Origin of the sequence: Solwaraspora sp. WMMD406, assembly GCF_029626025.1 — a bacterium.
Classification (GTDB): Bacteria; Actinomycetota; Actinomycetes; order Mycobacteriales; family Micromonosporaceae; genus Micromonospora_E.
In genome coordinates, this window is record NZ_JARUBF010000001.1 from 6,312,518 (window position 1) to 6,329,380 (window position 16,863).

The 16,863-nt window shown below is 71.4% G+C and carries 15 protein-coding genes; 9 read left to right on the forward strand and 6 right to left on the reverse strand.

The window, feature by feature from the left end; genetic code table 11:
- Positions 1-16: 16 nt before the first annotated feature.
- A complete protein-coding gene (locus tag O7632_RS28125) occupies positions 17-4,360 on the forward strand; it encodes a S8 family serine peptidase (RefSeq protein ID WP_278118668.1) in 4,344 nt (1,447 codons plus the stop codon).
- Positions 4,361-4,437: 77 nt separating this feature from the next.
- A complete protein-coding gene (locus O7632_RS28130; RefSeq protein WP_278118670.1) occupies positions 4,438-5,367 on the forward strand; it encodes a YegS/Rv2252/BmrU family lipid kinase in 930 nt (309 codons plus the stop codon).
- A gap of 86 nt (positions 5,368-5,453) precedes the next feature.
- Here O7632_RS28130 and O7632_RS28135 read toward each other — a convergent pair whose 3' ends face one another.
- Positions 5,454-6,041, reverse strand: coding sequence for a DUF1707 domain-containing protein (locus O7632_RS28135; RefSeq protein ID WP_278118671.1), 588 nt, complete (start codon positions 6,039-6,041; stop codon positions 5,454-5,456).
- Between the two features lie 91 nt (positions 6,042-6,132).
- Positions 6,133-6,945: a DNA polymerase III subunit beta gene (locus O7632_RS28140; protein ID WP_278118674.1), complete on the reverse strand. Its 813-nt coding sequence runs from the start codon at positions 6,943-6,945 to the stop codon at positions 6,133-6,135.
- Between the two features lie 260 nt (positions 6,946-7,205).
- Between O7632_RS28140 and O7632_RS28145 the strand changes: the two genes are divergently transcribed.
- Positions 7,206-8,537: a hypothetical protein gene (locus O7632_RS28145; RefSeq protein ID WP_278118676.1), complete on the forward strand. Its 1,332-nt coding sequence runs from the start codon at positions 7,206-7,208 to the stop codon at positions 8,535-8,537.
- On the opposite strand, the gene O7632_RS28150 is transcribed toward O7632_RS28145, so the two are convergent.
- Entirely contained in the window at positions 8,521-9,138 is a 618-nt protein-coding gene (locus tag O7632_RS28150; protein WP_278118678.1) for a peroxidase-related enzyme, read from the reverse strand. The two genes, O7632_RS28145 and O7632_RS28150, sit on opposite strands and share 17 nt — an antisense overlap.
- Before the next feature lie 190 nt (positions 9,139-9,328).
- On the opposite strand from O7632_RS28150, the gene O7632_RS28155 reads away from it, so the two are divergent.
- Entirely contained in the window at positions 9,329-9,802 is a 474-nt protein-coding gene (locus tag O7632_RS28155; RefSeq protein ID WP_278118680.1) for a hypothetical protein, read from the forward strand.
- 11 nt (positions 9,803-9,813) lie between these two features.
- On the opposite strand, the gene O7632_RS28160 is transcribed toward O7632_RS28155, so the two are convergent.
- Positions 9,814-10,296 (reverse strand): DUF4345 family protein, encoded by a 483-nt coding sequence (locus O7632_RS28160; protein ID WP_278118681.1) that lies wholly within the window; start codon positions 10,294-10,296, stop codon positions 9,814-9,816.
- On the reverse strand, positions 10,293-11,114 hold the full coding sequence (locus tag O7632_RS28165) for an NAD(P)H-binding protein (RefSeq protein WP_278118683.1): 822 nt from the start codon (positions 11,112-11,114) through the stop codon (positions 10,293-10,295). Before O7632_RS28165 ends, O7632_RS28160 begins: the two co-directional genes overlap by 4 nt.
- Positions 11,115-11,291: 177 nt before the next feature.
- On the opposite strand from O7632_RS28165, the gene O7632_RS28170 reads away from it, so the two are divergent.
- The 5 genes from O7632_RS28170 (at position 11,292) to O7632_RS28190 (ending at position 16,165) form a co-directional block, all read left to right on the forward strand.
- A complete protein-coding gene (locus O7632_RS28170) occupies positions 11,292-12,305 on the forward strand; it encodes an AraC family transcriptional regulator (protein WP_278118685.1) in 1,014 nt (337 codons plus the stop codon).
- Positions 12,306-12,322: 17 nt separating this feature from the next.
- Entirely contained in the window at positions 12,323-13,093 is a 771-nt protein-coding gene (locus tag O7632_RS28175; RefSeq protein WP_278118687.1) for an alpha/beta hydrolase family protein, read from the forward strand.
- A 40-nt stretch (positions 13,094-13,133) separates the two neighbouring features.
- Positions 13,134-13,694 (forward strand): hypothetical protein, encoded by a 561-nt coding sequence (locus tag O7632_RS28180; protein ID WP_278118689.1) that lies wholly within the window; start codon positions 13,134-13,136, stop codon positions 13,692-13,694.
- Positions 13,695-13,985: 291 nt separating this feature from the next.
- Positions 13,986-14,954 carry a hypothetical protein gene (locus O7632_RS28185; protein WP_278118690.1) on the forward strand — a complete coding sequence of 323 codons (969 nt, stop codon included), beginning with the start codon at positions 13,986-13,988 and terminating at the stop codon, positions 14,952-14,954.
- A 767-nt stretch (positions 14,955-15,721) separates the two neighbouring features.
- Positions 15,722-16,165, forward strand: a complete 444-nt coding sequence (locus O7632_RS28190; RefSeq protein WP_278118691.1) for a hemerythrin domain-containing protein — start codon at positions 15,722-15,724, stop codon at positions 16,163-16,165.
- A gap of 13 nt (positions 16,166-16,178) precedes the next feature.
- Here the strand turns inward: O7632_RS28190 and O7632_RS28195 are convergent, their stop codons facing one another.
- Positions 16,179-16,826, reverse strand: a complete 648-nt coding sequence (locus tag O7632_RS28195) for a TetR/AcrR family transcriptional regulator (RefSeq protein WP_278120457.1) — start codon at positions 16,824-16,826, stop codon at positions 16,179-16,181.
- Between the last annotated feature and the right edge of the window lie 37 nt (positions 16,827-16,863).

Here is a 16,863-nt window from a genome sequence, read left to right on the forward strand (position 1 = left end):
ATCCAGGAGACGATCGATGTCAGGACGCAAGCGTACGCCTCCACCACCATGGACCAGATTCCGTCGCCTGCTGGCGGCCGCCGCCAGCGCCGTCCTGGCCGGCGGGCTGCTCGCCGCGCCGGCCGCCGCGACACCCGTCGGCGACGACGCCGCACCGGGAGCCGCACCGAAGACCGCGACGGCGACGATCGCCGCCGAGCTGCGGACGACCGTCGCCGAGTCGACCGGTGAACGGATCCAGGCGCTGCTGATGCTGCCCAACCCGCAGCGGTACCCGACGAACCCGGACACCGCCGTCGACCAGCTGCGCACCCACGCCCAGGAAGTCCAGGACGAGGTCGAGACGGCGCTCGAGGAACGGGCCGAGACCGCCGGTGACGTACGGGTGGTCAACCGGTTCTGGATCACCAACATGCTGCTCGTCGAGTTCACCGCCGACGCGTCCCGGCTGGCGGCGCTGGCCGCCCTGCCCGGCGTACAGCGGGTGTTGCCCAACTTCACCCTGAGCCTGCCGGACACCGAGATGACCGCGACCGCCGACCCCGCCGCGGCGATCATCGACGGCCGGATCACCTGGGGCCTCGACCGTATCGGCGCCGAAAAGGTCTGGACCGAACTGGGCCTCGACGGCACCGGCGTACGGGTGGTCACCCTGGACACCGGGGTCGCGATCAACCACCCCGACCTGGTCGGCAAGATGGCCACCGACGACCCGACCGACCCGACCTACCCGGGCGGCTGGATGGAGTTCAGCTCCAGCGGCGGCCTCGTCTCGTCCCAGCCGCGGGACTCGTCCACCCACGGCACCCACGTCTCCGGCACGATCCACGGCGGCGCGGCGTCCGGCGTGATCATCGGCGGCGCCCCCGGTGCCGAGATGGCCCACGGCCTGGTCATCCCCGGCGGCTCCGGCTCGTTCACCCAGGTCGCCGCCGGCATGCAGTGGGCGATCGCGCCCACCGACGCGGCCGGCAACCCGGCCGGCCGGCCCGCCGACGTGGTCAGCATGTCGCTCGGCGCGGCGAGCTACTCGGCCGAGATGATCGCCCCGACGCGGGCGATCGTCGCCGCCGGCGCGTTCCCGTCGTTCGCCATCGGCAACGAGGACATCTTCGGCAGCTGCGGCGTCGGCTCGTCCAGCCCGGGCAACGTCTACGAAGCGGTCGGCGTCGGCGCCACCGACATCGACGACAACGTCGCCGACTTCTCCTGCGGCAACGTGGTCAACAAGTCGAGCTGGGCCAGCCCGCCCGCCGACTGGCCGGACAGCTGGGTCACCCCGGACCTGTCCGCCCCCGGCGACGAGGTCTGGTCGGCCAGCCCCGACGGCAGCTACCGCTACGCCAGCGGCACCTCGATGGCCACCCCGCACACCAGCGCCGTCGCCGCGCTGCTGCTGCAGGGCGCGCCGGAGCTCAGCGTCGACGCGACCCGTACCGCCCTGATCGACACGGCGTTCTGGGACGACCGGTACGCCGACGTGGCCCCCGACACCCGCTACGGCCACGGCCGGATCGACGCGTACGCCGCCGCCAGCCAGGTGGCGCTCGACAGCGGCGTCACCGGTGCGGTGACCACCGCCGGCACCAGTGCCCCGATCGCCGACGCCGTCGTCACCGTCACGCCCGGCGGAGCCTCGGTCCGCACCGGCGACGACGGCGCCTTCACCCTGCGCCTGCCGCCGGGCGACTACACGCTGACCGCGTCCGCGTTCGGCCACGAGACCACCAGCGCCTCCGCCGTCGTGGTCGAGGAGTCGTTCACAACGGTCGACCTCGCCCTCGAACCGCTGCCGATCGGGGTGATCACCGGTGCCGCGACGTTCGAGGAGAGCGGCCACGGCGTGCCCGGGGTGACGATCACGGTCACCGCCGACGGCGCCCCGGTGGACCGTACGGTGGTCACCGGAGCCGACGGCGCGTACCGCATCGAACTGCCGGCCGGCGACTACCGGGTCGCCGCCGACCATCCCCGGTTCGCCGCCTCCCCGCCGGTCGAGGTGACCGTGCCGGACGGCGGCACCGTCACGACCGACTTCACGCTGCGCCCGCCGCCGCAGACAGTCGCCCTGGTCGGCAGCTACGCCGAGTCGTACGCCGAGGAAATTTTCACGCCGCGCGGCATCGAGACGGTGATCTACGACTGGAGTGAGCTGGCCGACGCCGCCGAACACTCGCTCGTGGTGCTCGGCTACGGCGTGAGCAGCAACTACAACGAGGCGACGTTCCAGGCGTTCCTGGACGCCACCGACGCCGCCGGCACCGGCGTGATCTTCACCGACCACGCGTACAGCACCGGCAACGGCATCCGGCAGCTGTCCCGGCACACCGGGCAGCCCGTGTCGACCGGTTCCAACACTGGCGGGACCGGGGTCGCCGAATCGTTCTACGAGGTGACCGCAACCCACCCGATCCTCGACGGGTACGCCGTCGGCGACCGGATCCCGCTGGACACCAGCACCCAGGCGAAGTGGATCGCCTGGTTCGGCGACTACTCCGGCGAGGGCCGGCAGACCCTGGCCGACCTCGGCCGCAGCGACGCCACCGGCATCTACGGTGGCGGCATCGGCGTCGACCAGCGGCCCACCAACCGGCACGTGTTGCTCTCCACGCACGGCGTGTCGGTCACCCGGGGTCCGGTCGACTGGAGCCCCGAGGCGACCGAGGTGTTCCTGAACGCCGTCGACTGGGCGGCCCGGCCGGCCGAGGACGGGCAACCGTACTTCGCCGTGCACGGGTTGACGGTCGGCCCCGACGAGGTCAAGAGCGACGAGCCGGTGACGGTGACCGTGCAGGTCAAGAACGTCGGCGCGTCGGCCGGGCCGTACCAGGCGGTGCTGCGGGTCGACGGCGAGCCGGCGGCGACCACCACGGTCACCCTGGACTCCGGTGCCAACCGGAGTCTCACCTGGACGATCAGCGAGCGGGAGATCGGCGACTACGCCGTGTCGGTCGAGTACCTGACCGACTCGTTCCGGGTTCGGCCGCCCCGGGTGAGTTTGACCGCCCGTACCGTCGACGCCCCGGACGCCGCGCCCGGCCCGCTGGCCGGCGCGACCGTCGAGCTGATCCACGACGGCGCGGTGGTCCCGGTCGGCGCGACCGGCGACGACGGCACCCTCACCTTCGAGACCCCGGCGGCCGTCGACCGCTACACCCTCGTCGTGCGTCGGGCCGCGACCGAGGCCGACGGTACGGCGTACCTGCTGCACCGGGTGATCACCGTGATCGACGACGACGAGGTGGTGTTCGCCCCCCGGGTGTTGGCCGGCGGCATGACCGAGGGGTCGACGGCGGCGGAGAACCTGTCCACCCGGATGGAGTTGGCCGCCGAGCAGGTCGATGACGCGCATGAGGCGCTGGTGTATCTGCGGTCGACCGGGACCGCGCCGTGGGCGTACCCGTTCGGACCGGGGCCGCTGGTCGCGTCCCTGGACACCTACCAGGCGGTCGCCGTGCACCAGGTGCCCCGGCTGGAGCAGGACTGGTGGCTGGTCAGCGAGATCCTGTCCGATCTGGACTGGACCGAGCCGTTCGACGGCACGCTGCCGTTCGGTGGGGCACCGAAGGTGGAGGTGGCGGCGAGCGTACCGGCGCCGGCGACGGCCGAGGTGGACTGGTCGGTGACCGACGCGTACGGGCATCCGTTCGCGACCGTACGCGCGACCGAGGTTCGCCCGTTCGCGGATCTGCCGGCGGTGACCCGGCTGGAGGATGTCGCGGCGGCGGTCCGGACGTTGGCGCCCGTCGAGGCCCGCCCGGTGCTGCGGTTGTCCGCTCCGGACGGCACCCCGGTGCGGGGCGGCTATGTGAACTGGGCCGACCGGCCGTACACGTTCGAGGTCGACGATCCGCAACCGGGCCGCTACCAGCTCGAACTCGAACTGGACACCGGCTGGTACGGCGGGAGCGTCGACGCCGAGACGTCGGTGGTGCTGGCTCCGGCGGCGACGCTGACCGCCGACTATCCGGCGGCGGCCGAGGTCGACGGCTGGGTGCACCCGACAGTCCGGGCGGTCAACTCAAGCGGGGTGGACCAGGGCACCGCCGCCCTGACCCTGACGGTGACCCACCCCGACGGTGACCTGCTGGCCCGGGACCTCGCCGTGCAGGTACGGGTCGACGACGCCTGGGTCCGGGTGCCGCTGACCGTACGGGACGGCGCGTTGACCGCGACGCTGGCACCGGAGGTGGCGCTGCCGGCCGGGGCCGACCACACCTGGTTGCTGCATACCCGGGCCCGCCGGGCCGGCGAGTTCACGTTCACCCACGAGCTGTCCGGCGACGGGGTGTCGGTGACCGCCAGCAGCGTGGTGTCCGTCGTCCCGGCGACGGCCGGTTACGGAGCGTTGCCGGTCTGACGTTCCCGCGTTTCGACGTCATCGCAGCCTGACCCGGCGGCCACCGGTACCGGTGGCCGCCGGGTTAGGGTCTGCCCGTGCGAACCAAGCAGGAGTTGACCGAGGCCATTCGGCGACAGCGCCGAGCGGCGCTGATCGTCAACGCCAAGTCGCGGCGGGGGCGTCAGCTCTACAGCGACGCCAGGCAGCGGCTCACCTCGGCCGGCTTCACGCTGGTCGGTTCGTATCCCGTCGACGAGCCGGGTGAGCTGGAACGCAGCCTCGACGAGGCGGTCCGACTCGCCCCGGACCTGCTGGTGGCCGGCGGCGGGGACGGCACGATCGGGGCCGCCGCCCGGTTGCTGGCCCACCGCGACATCGCGCTCGGCCTGCTGCCGCTGGGCACCACCAACAACTTCGCCCGGACCTTGGGCATCCCGATCGACCTGGACGCCGCCGTCGCGGTCATCACCACCGGCAAGGTGATCGACGTTGACCTGGGTCTGGCCGGTGACCTGCCGTTCGCCAACCACGTCGGCATCGGGCTGTCGGCCGAGGTGATGCTCCGTACCCCGCCCCGGCTCAAGCGGGCGGTCGGCAAGCTGGCCTATCCGGCGACGGCGGCGGCGTTGATGGCCCGGCACCGCCCGCTGCGGGTCACCGTCCGGGCCGAGGGCCGGATCCGGGAGTTCACCACCCATCAGCTGTACGTCGCCAACGGCGGTCATCAGGCGGGGCGGCCGATCACCGCCGACGCCAACGCCGACGACCGGCTGCTGGTGGCGTACCCGGTCGGTGGGCCGAGCCGCCGCGGCCTGTTGGGCGCGACGGTGCGCAACGCCGCGACCGGCCATCGCCGGACCTTGCGGCACGATCCGTTCCTCGCCGTCGGCGAGCTGCTGGTGGAGGCGGACCGGCCGGCCGCCGTCGAGATCGACGGCGAGCCCAGCGGGGAGACGCCGATCCGGCTGTCGGTCGATCCCAACGCGCTACGGGTGATGGCCGCCGCCGACGTCGTCGACCGGTGAGGTCGACGCTCACCAGACGAACCCGGCCGCCGCCGATCCCGAAACCACCAGGCCGAAGGATCAGCGGGCCGGATCGGGCGAGGTACTTAAAAACGCCAGCGCCAGAAACGATATTCGTACCGGACGAGCAGCGTGCCGGCCGCGACACTGCCGGTGATCACGACATGCGGCGCGGTCGAGCCCGGCTCCGGAACCGCCGGCACCTTGACCCTGGCCGAACCGGCCGTGGTGCGCACGCCGTCGACGTTCGCGGTCGCCCCCGCCGGCAGCACGATGGTCGTCGAGCCGGCCTGCGTCGCCAACTCGATCTCCACCACCCGGTGGCTGATCACCGCCTCCCGAAGATCGAGATGGACCGATCCCGCTCGGCCCCGTACCCGCAGCCGGCGCGGCACGCTCCAGCGGCCCTTACGCCGCAACTCGCCCGCCTCGCTGTGGAGCTCGACCACGTCGGCGACCTCGGCGACGGCAGGCTCGACCGCCGGCAGGTCGGCGACGTACGGCTCCACCTCGCCGAACGTGACCGACCGCAGCACCCCGTCGACGCGCTGCTCAAACTCGGACAGGGTCAGCCGGCCCTCGGCGACGGCGGAGTTCAACCGGGCGACGACGGCTTCCCGGTCGGCGTCGGACATCCGCAGATCCCGCCGCTGCGGGACGAGTTCGCCACTCACCCGCACGACTCTACGGGCGGCCGGGCCGGACGACGACCGCCCCGGCCACCCCGGCCACCCCGGTCTGCCCGGTCTGCCCGGTCTGCCCGAGTCAGTACCGGATCGGCATCAGCAGCGAGAAGAACCGATCGTCGGCCGGAGCCCGGACCACCAGCGGCCTGATCGGACCGTCAAGGTCGAGGACCAACTGACCACCGCCGGCCGCGTCGAGCGCCTGCAGCAGAAACTCCCGGTTGACCGCGACGTGCCGGTCCGGGGCCGACCGCCAGTCGGCCTCATCGGAGATCCGCACCGTCCCGGAACCCGAGACCGCCAGTACGGCGACCGGATGCACCGCACCCTCGTGCTCACGTACCACCGTCGGTGCGGAACCCGGCGCCAACGCCTGCCGCAACGCCGCCGCGTCGACGGTGACCCGCTGCCCGCCCGGACCGGTCGCCACCGGCACCAGCGACCGGTAGTTGGGGAAGTCGTGGTCGATCGGCTCGGCGGTGATCCGCCAACCCGGCGCGAAGGCTTCGACGCCGTCGGGGCCCAGGACCAGATCGATCCGGGGGTCGCGGTCCAGCTGGCTGCGTACGCCGTCGACGAACGACGTCGGTACGAGCACCGACACGGCCGGACCGTCGATGGCTGAGGGCGCCAGTTCAGCGAAGGCCAACCGGTATCGATCGGTAGCGGCGAACCGCACGGCGCTGGCGTCGACCTCGAACTGCACCCCGCTCAAGGCCGGGATGTCGGGGTTGTCGCCGACCGCGAAGCGTACGGCGTCCAACGCGCCCGCCAGGTCGGCGGCGGCGACGGTGACCCGGGTGGTCGTCATAGTGATCTGGTTCTCCTCGGTGTCGAGTAGGGCATCAACGCGGGCGAGCTCACGGCGGGCATCGGACAGGCCGTCCTCCAACCGGCGTAGATGGGTGTCCAGCAGCCGGCGGGCACCGACGGATTCCCATCACCCAGCCGTACGCCTGGCGCCCCGACCAGGAGGTTCCACCGCCGTGACGCCACCGCCGACGATCCCCGGCCTTCCTCACCGGATGTACCAGCGTCTTCGAACGGATCCAGCTGGTGGACACCGTGCCGGCCGATCTCCGCGACGGGAGTTGACATCACCAAGGCATCAGGGCATCGCGGCCGATGACGCTCGTACGCGATGATGGTGCGGTGGCGGACCGGGCGTGGGAGACGGAACTACGGATCAACGCGCTAATCGCCGAATCCGAACAGCACAGTGCGCGCCGGGACTTCGACGCGGCGCTGGGCGCTCAGCGCCACGCCGCCGACCTGGCCCGCGATCTGGTCTCCCGGTCGCCGCAGGACGCCCGGTGGCGGCAGGGGCTGGGAAGTCTCCTCTATCGGCACGGTGCGCTGCTGTTGGCGGTCGGTGAACCAGCGGCGGCCGTGTCCACGCTGGACGAAGCCGAGCGGGTCTACGCCGATCTGGTCGGCACCGTACCGGAGATGGAATTCTTCCGGGCCGACGTGCTGGCGCGCCGGGGCCTGGCCCGGTCGGTGGCTGGTCGGGCCGTCTCGGCGGCGGTCGACGCCGACGAGGCGGTGATCACCTACCTGTCGGTGACCGGTGGCGACCCGCGCCACCCGAAACGCCACGACCTGGCTCGCGTCCTGGCCATGAACGCGGCGATCCTGGCCCGGCATGGCGATCCCGACCTGGCGATCTCCTCGGCCAACGCGGCGCTCGGCTACTTCGGCTACCCGGGCTCGGACGGCGCGGACCAGGAGAACGACACGGACGACACGGACGCCGAGAACGGCGCGGACTCCGACGGCTACGTCGACGCCCAGGACAGTGGGTACGTGCACAGCGCGGCCACCGTGTCGGCGCTGCTGAACTTCACTGACGGCCGGGTCGCCGAAGGATTCCTGCCGGCCGTGGTGGTCTTCAGCAACCTACGGGCCGACGACCTACCGCGGGCGCGCGCGCTCGAAACGGATCTACGGCTGGTGGACGAACTGCTGGTCGCCGGCCGGTCGGTGCCGTATCCGCTCGACTACGGCCGCGAACTGGCCCGGAAACTACTGCCCGTCGTCCGGGGTCGCGGCCTGCTGTGGGTGCCACCCGACGAATGGGTGGAGCGGGGGGCGCGGCCCACCTTGGCGGCGGTGTTGCGGCGACACGCGGCCGATGGCTCCGAGCTCGACGTACAGTTGTCCTATCAGGACAGCCTGGAGTTGCTCTGGACCGGATCGATGCGGTGGCTTCCGGCCCTGCCGCTGGCGACCGTGCTGCGGCTGGCCGAGCTCGCCGTCGAGGTGCTGCCCCGCTCGTACGCCGACGGGCTGCGACTGGCGCTGGACGCCCACCTGCTGTTCGCCACCGCGCACCGTCGACGGGCCCACCTGCCGACACCCGATCGTCACGAGTACGGCCAGCCCTGGCTCCGGCTGCTGACCGTCGCCGCCGAAGCCACCCGGGCGACCGGTGACGACGAGCTCGCCGCCGATTTCGCCGGGTGGATCACTGCTGTGCGCTGACCGGTCCACTCACCGAACCGGCACCGGCGCTCGGGCCACCGACGGGAGTTCCGGCAGCCGTGCCGTATCCCTCGTGGACGATCTGATGGGCCTGGGCGAGATAGCTGTCCGGGCTGTCCGGCGCGTACGTGTCCAGCCCATCGACGTACCGGTTGAACATGCAGAACGCGGCGGCGATCAGAACCGTGTCGTGGACCTCGAGGTCGGTCGCGCCAGCGGCGCGGGCCGCCGCGACCAGCCCGCTGGTCACGCTGCGGCCGTCCTGCTGCACCGCAGCGGCGATTCGCAGCAACGCTCGCAGCTTGTTCGACACGGACGCGGTGTCGGGATCCGCGAGAACCTGGTCGACCAGCGCCGCTCCCTCGTCGAGCTGCACGGCGGCGAACGCCGAGTGTGACGAGCAGCAGAAGGTGCACTGGTTGAGCCGCGAGACGTAGGCGGCGATCAGTTCCCGTTCGCCAGGAGTGAGTGGGTGGGGAGTCCTCCGAAGCAGGACCTCCGCCAGTTCGTTGAGCGGCCTCGCGGTCTCGGGTCGGAACCTCATCGGCCCGATGATCCCGGGGAATTCCTGCTCGTCGACACCGAGTTCGATGTGAGCCATGGCGCTCCTGCCGGTGGTCGTGACGAAACCCGTTCCCTGTCAGATGGTCGCAGTTCCGTCAGTCTCGGTCGCCTTCCTCCGTGCGGTCTCGCGGTGGCGTCGTGACAGTTGGCGTCGTGACAGTTGGCGTCCTCCGCACCGGCGTCCTTGGCATAGCCAACGAGAAGCATCGATAGCGTAACTTGAAGTGATGGTCCCCGATACCGCGCTGTCCGGAGTCGGTGTTCTGGTGGCGGGGATGGTGGCGTCACCCGCCTGCCTGGCTCGTCGGGGCTCGGCCAGCTTCGGCCGGGAGGCACCCGGATGGCCGATCGTGCCGTACGCGCTGCAGATCGGGACCGAGCGGCTGTGCGACCTGATCGAGCCGGTGTACGAGCGGTTCCTCCGCGACGCGCTGATCGACGCCCAGCATTTCCCCCACGACTGGCCGGAGCTGGTGGCGGTGATCGACGCCGAGTGTCCCCCGCTGGCCCGGCTCCCCGCCGAGTTGCCCGACTATCTCGCGGAGATCATGTGCGGGCCGCTGGCCTCGGACGTCCTCGAGGCCCTCCTTCCGCCCGACGACGCGGCGCCGGCCCGGTACCTCGCCAACACGGTGGACTACGTCCGGGTCGATCCGGCGTGGACCACACTGTGCGGCAGGGCCGTCCAACGCCCCGGGTAGGCGACCAGTCGTCATGCCCGCCGCCGGTAGCGGACCAGGGCGTACCCGCAGGCCACGCCGAGAACCAACTCGACGGCGGTCGCGGCGACCAGGGCACTCGCCGGCGGTCCGTCCACGGCCAGACTGACCAGCCGGGCGAACCCGTACGCCAGGTAGAGGACCGTACCGACCACCGTGGCGGTGAAGGCCAGTCGGCGGACGAACGCCCCGAGCGCGATCAGGAGGCCGATGGCCAGCAGGGCACCACCGGCGGCACGGGTCTCGCTCAACAGGCTGCTGTTGCCGGCGTACACGATGCCGTTGCCGGCGTGAAACGCGTCCGGCACCGTCAGGATCGCTCCGCCGACGCCGACCACGACCAGGCCGGCGGCGACCAAGATGACCTTGAGCACGATCAGCTCCCGCATACTCGCCTCCGGCACGGTCGGCCCCGGCATGGTCGGCTCCCGCATACTCGCCTCCGGCACGGTCGGCTCCGGCACGGTCGCCGTCACCGCCGCCACACTCCGGACGCGGCGGCCTGCCGGCAGACCTCGGCGAAGTCGCGCGGCTCGCGGCCGAGCGCCCGACGGACGCCGTCGCCGAGCGAAGCGTTCCGACCGTCGAAGACCTCCACGCACAGGTCGGTCAGCAGGCGGGCGTGGTCCGGGCCGACCTCGGCGACCAGCCGGAGGTGGAACTGTTCGGCGGAGACCGGCAGATAGCCGACGTCGAGTCCGCTGGCGACGGATATCTCGGCCGCCGCCTGCGCGAAGGTCAACAGCCGAGGGCCGGTCACCTCGTACACCCCGCCGATGTGCCGGTCGTCGGTGAGAACGGCGACCGCGACGTCGGCGATGTCGTCCACGTCGACGAACGGTTCCGGCGTCGTCCCGGCCGGCAACGCGACCATCCCGGCGCGGACCGCGTCCAGCAGCTGCCCTTCGGTGAAGTTCTGGGCGAACCAGCTGGCCCGGACGATGCCGTACGCCAAGCCGCCGGCGGCGACGATCTCCTCGCAGCGCCGCGCGTTGGCCTCACCCCGGCCGGAGAGCAGCACCAGCTTGCGAAGTCCGGCGTCGCGGGCGGCGGCGGTGAACTTCTCGACGACGGCCGGGGCCTCGGGTGCGGCCAGGTCCGGGTAGTAGGACAGGTAGGCGGCGTCGACGCCCCGCAGCGCCGCCGACCAGGTGGCCGGGTCTTCCCAGCGCAGCGGTTGGTCGCTGGTACGGCTGGCGCGCACCACCGGGTGGCCGAGCGCGGTCAGCCGGTCGGCGACACGCCGGCCGGTCTTACCGGTCGCTCCGGTGACGAGCACTGAAGGTCGAGACATGTGGTGACTCCCATTCGAGGTACGGCGTTCCCGGGCGGGTCGCCGGTCGTTCCGCTGTGGTGATGCCGTTCCAGTTTGGCGGGCCGTCTCTGGTCGATCAATGACTGGGAGACCGGGATCGTTTGCCGTACGTCCAACGTGCTGGACGATCGGCAAATCCTGCGCGATTCTGGTGGGGTGCACTTCACCTTCCCCCACACCGGCACCGGCCCGGTCCGCACCGATCCACTCGGCGAGACCCTGCACCTGTTCCGGTTGACCGGCACGCTCTACTGCCGGGCCGAGTTGACCGCACCGTGGGGGGTCGACGTGCCGGCGATGCCGGGCTGCATGGCGCTGCAGGTGGTCACCGCCGGACAGTGCTGGCTGGAGGTGGCCGGCGAGCAGCCCCGCCTGGTCGGCGCGGGCAGCCTGACGTTGATCCCGCACGGGGTCGCGCACCGGTTCCGCAGCGACCCGTCGGCGTCGACCAGGCCGTTGGCCGACATCCCGGTGCGGCAGCTCAGCGAGCGCTACGAGATCATGCGCCACGGCGGCGGTGGCGAGCTGACCCAGGTCGCGTACGCGGTGCTGCGGGTGGACCATGTGGCGGCCCGACGGCTGGCGGCGCAGTTGCCTGCCGTCCTGCAGCTCGACCGGTTCGACGACGACGAGTCCGGTTGGCTGCACAGCACGCTGCGGTTGATCGCCCGCGAGTCGCAGGCGCTGCGGCCGGGTGGCGAGACGATGTTGACCCGGCTGGCCGACGTGCTGGTGATCCAGGTGATCCGGATGTGGCTGGACGCCGCGCCGGAAGCCCGCCAGGGTTGGTTGGCGGCGCTGCGCGACGAGCAGCTCGGGCGGGCGTTGACAGCGGTGCACCGGGCACCCGAGCGGGACTGGACGGTGGCCACCCTGGCACGGGAGGCGGGCATGTCCCGGTCGGCGTTCGCCGCCCGGTTCACCGGGCTGGTCGGCGAGCCGGTGATCCGCTATCTGGCCGCCTGGCGGCTGCAGCTGGCGCACGATCATCTGCGCGGCTCAGGGGATCCACTGCCGGTGGTGGCCCGCCGGTTCGGCTACCAGTCGGAAGCGGCGTTCTGCCGGGCGTTCAAGCGGGAGTACGGCGTACCGCCGGGCCAGGTCCGTCGGGCCGGCGTCGCGACCGGGTGGCCGACGACGTCGAGGGTGGCCGACGTCGATCCCGACTGACCCGGCACACTGGTCGGATGGCACTTCTGCGGGTCGACTTCTTCTCCGACGTGTTGGAGCAGGGCACCTCGATGACCGTCCTGCTGCCGCAGCGTTCCCGGACCCGGATCGGCGCCCCGGCGCGCGGCGGCGACACCGATCCGCCGGTGCTCTACCTGTTGCACGGGCTCACCGACGACGCCACCGCCTGGCTGCGGTACAGCTCGATCGAGCGGTACGCCGAGGAGCGCGGGCTCGCCGTGGTGATGCCGCAGGTCCACCGCAGCATATACGCCGACGAGGCGCACGGGGCACCGTTCTGGACGTTTCTCTCCACCGAGCTGCCGGCGGTGGTCGACTCGTTCTTCCGGGTCTCGCGGCGGCGGGCCGACACCTTTGTCGCCGGCCTGTCCATGGGCGGGTACGGCGCGTTGCGCTGGGCGTTGCGCCAACCCGAGCGGTTCGCGGCGGCGGCCAGCCTCTCCGGCGTACTCGACGTGGCCGCCCGGCAGTACGGACCGTCGGTGTCGGCCACCGACCCGTTGATGCGACGGGTCTTCGGCGATCACGACGTCGCGGGTAGTGACGACGACCTGTTCTGGCTGCTCGACAAGGCGGACCCGGCCGCGCTACCGAAGCTGTGGCTGTGTTGCGGCACGTCCGACGAGCTGTATCCGGACAACGTACGGTTCCGCGACCGCTGCGCGGACCGGGGCGTTCCGCTGGCCGTCGACTTCGGCCCGGGCGACCATCTGTGGACCTACTGGGATGCCAAGATCCACGAAGTGATCGCCTGGCTGCCGCTGTGAACGAACGCACCGACCGCATGCCGGCACCGGACGAGACGACGTGCGAGGAGACGACGCCGGACGCGGTGGCGCGGTCGGTGCGTCGCTGGCGGAGCGGCTCACCGCGCTGACCTTCTCCGAGCTGACCACCGAGCAGGTGACCGCGTTGCTCATCGACACGGCCGTCGCCTGGGGTACTGAGCAGGGCTGGCGGGTGTACCGGCGGGCGGCCAGCGTCCTGCCGTTGCCGCCGCCGCTGTCCCGGCAGCACTCGGTGGTCGACGTCGCCTGCGCCCGGCCGGACGCACCGCCCCTGGTGATCGAGGTCGATCACACCGACCGGCGCCGTACGGTCGAGAAGCTGCTCGCCGAGGCGGCCGCCGGACGGGTGCCGATCTGGGTCCGTTGGGGTACCCGCGGCTTCGTCCCGCCGCCGAATCCGGTATTCATGGTCACCGTGTCGGTCACTACCCGCGCCACCGCCGGGTCGGGCGTACGGCTGCACTCGCGACTGCCGGCACGGTACCTTCCGGCGCCGGAGCACCGCGCCGCACCGATGACCGCCGCCAGCCCGCCGGATCCACTCTTCGACCCCGCCGGCACCACCCGGGCGGCGGATTGACCGGATGCCGCGATGCGGGAAAGACGGACGAGTCGAGCACCGCCGCAGGTGCCCGGGCCGTCCCCGTGTCCACGTTGGGCGCCGTGAACCGGCCCCGGCACCCGCAGGTCGGGCTACGGAGGCGCGGTACGGACTCGCGCCCCCGGCTCGGGAGCAGATCACGTCGGATCTCGCTGCGATCAGTTTCGACCACACGCGAAGGCCCGCAAAACTCACATCGAGTGACAGAATAAGGGGGCGCAGTCACAGAGTGGACAAAGATGACTCTCCTCGGAAGGGACGGTGACATCGGTGTCCGCAGTGGAGATCAAGTCTGAGCTCCGCTCGTTGCGGGCCGGCCGTGGTGTCGCGGCACCCAACCTGTCCGCGCGCCTCGGTGACCATCTGCGTGCCCTGTGCGGCGGCGGTGGCGGCAACGGCCGCGTCGACGAGCCAGCCAACCTACGGGAACGGGTGATCGCCGAGCTCCAGGGGCAGACCCGACACCTGCCCGACGACATGGCGCTCGCCGCGCGGGTCGCGCTGGGCATGCACGCACCGGCCCAGGACACCCACTTCCGAGGACGGGTCGCCTGGTTGGCCCGGCGACTGGGCCGTGAGGACCGGACCGCGCTGCGGCGCATCAACGAGGCGGAAGTGCTGCTCGCCGAGGCGATCGGCCGCGAGTTGGGACGTCGCACCGCGCATCCGGTAGGCGACGGCTGGCACGTCGCCGCGCTGCGCGTCCTGGTCCGGCTGGACACCCCGACGATGGAGGCGTACGAGGAACGGCGGATCGTCGCCGATCGGGACGGCGTCGGGGAGGTCACGCTCGGCATGTCGCTGCCCTGTCCACCGGACAGCACCGGTCTCGACATCGAGGCCGGCGTGCACTGGGGCGGACGGTTGATCCGGCACGAGCGTCCGCTACCGCAACGGTCTCAGCTGGTGATCGGCCTGCCCCGGCCACTCGCCGCAGGCGAATCGTGCGACTTCAGCGTGGTCACCCGATTGGGGCCGAGCCAGGTCGCTTCGCCGCACTACGTCCTCACGGCGACCAGACGTTGTCGACGCTTCGAACTGCGCGTGAGATTCGACCCGGACCGATTGCCCAAATGGGTACGGCGAGTGACCGGGGAGCCTGTTCGGTTGTTGGATACGCCACGACCAGTGAGCGAGCTGCTGCAACCGGACGCGGTCGGAGAGGTGTACACGGAGTTCGACGAGCCAGAACTGTATCTCGCGTATGGCGCACAGTGGCTGGCCGTCCCGGAACCGTGAGGCGAGTTCACGGGGACATCGGCTGGGGTCAGTCGGTCTCCATCGCGCATCACCTCCGTTGAGATGGACAGACACGACCGAGCAACAGGCGCATCCAGTGGCGCGGATGGCATCCCTGGCCACCGAGGTCGACATTGCTCGGATAGGCGTAATGGCTGGACGACGAGTACCCCGCGCTGGTCGGCGCGAGCAGGCGAACGACGCCAGGAGTCGAGTGCCGCAAGCCGGCCACGCCGGCCGGTGGACACACGGAACTCCTGGGCATCCAGGTACGCGATGGTCCGTCACTCGGCCCGACGGCCGGACGGATTTCGTCAATGGTCAGATGGTTACCTGGGCCGCGACTCTGACGGCACGGCCCAGCGGCTTCAAGCGGCGAGTGACCTGTCGAAACAGCGTCGGATCGCTCCTCCGGTCATCGCACCAAGCGCATACATGTCTCATTGCTCAGCATGTCTGTATCCCCCGTTGAGTCGCCTACGCCAACGGTAACACCGCCTGTCGAGATCGCCATCGTAAATATGACGGGCCGGAGGTCCGGTCACCCACGGCCATCTCGACCAAGGCCCTGACCACGGGCGACAGTCGAGTGTCGACGGCTGGGGGGCGGGACGATGCTCGTTTCACTTCCGGTAAACTCTCCGCAGCGTCGCGTGCCGGTGGCAGACCGTGTCAGGCATGGAGGCGCCGGACCGAAGGGAACGCAGCGTTGACGACCGTTGCCCCTTCGCCCTCCACCTGTGGATGAGGGCGAAAAGTCCAGGCTCATGGCCTGGGACCGAGAGCTGCGCAGGGTTCATGACCGGTTGCGCGAAGCGCTGAGCGTGACCCGGCAGGCCGTTGCCGCCGGCGAGCCGGCGGAACCGGCGACCAGGGATCTGCTGTTGTTCTGCCACGGGTTCTGCGCGGCCCTGACCGCGCACCACGACGGTGAGGACCGGGACCTGTTCGCGGCGATCGCCGAGCAGCACCCCGAGCTCCACGAGACGCTCTACTACCTGCGGCAGGACCACTCGATGATCGCCCACCTGCTGTCCGGGTTGAAGGCCGCCGTGGCCAGGTCCGCCTCGCCCGCGGAACTCGACCGACACCTCGAAGGTCTGGCCGCGATCATGGAGTCGCACTTCCGGTACGAGGAACGCCAGTTGCTGTCGGTGTTGGAGACCTTGTCGCTCGACGCGGATCCGGACGACGTACTGGGCCCGTTGTGACTCACCCGACCAATTACGGATCCGGGGCCGATCGGGGCAGGTCAAGGCCGATCGGGGCGGTACGGCGACGCTGGCCGAGTCGGGACCGCAGCGCGCGCCGGGCGATCGGTCCCAGGTCGTCGACGACGTCGACCAGCACCGCCAACTGGTCCAAGGCGGCCAACGCGTCCTGCGCTCCGGACGGGTCGACGCCGTCGTACAGCTCGAGCCCGATGAAACCGGCGGCCACGGTACGGGCCAGACCGACCGGGTCGGCCAACTCGGCGAGCGGCGAACCGGCGAGCAGCCGGCGCAGCACCTGCTCGATCTCGTCGACCCACAGGCGCAGCGCGGCGGCGGTGGCCGGCGCGAGCCGGTCGTCGGACTGCGCTCCGGCCAGCAGCTGGGCCAGCACCCCGAGGTTGCCCTCCGCACGCTCCCGCTCGTGCAGTTCACGGCCGAGGTCCAGCAACTCCCGCAGCGAACCGACAGCGGCGAACCGGGTGTGGTAGGCGGCCACCCGCCGCGCGGTCGCCGCGTGGCAGGCGGCGGCGAGCAGGTCGTCGAGGGTGCCGAAGTGGTAGAACACCAGCGCCTGGTTGACGCCGGCACAGGCCGCGACGGTCCGGGCGGACACCCCGGCTATGCCGTGCCGGCGGATCGCCAGCACCGCGCCGTCCATCAGCCGCTGCTTGGTGGTGGCGCGGTCGACGTGGGTC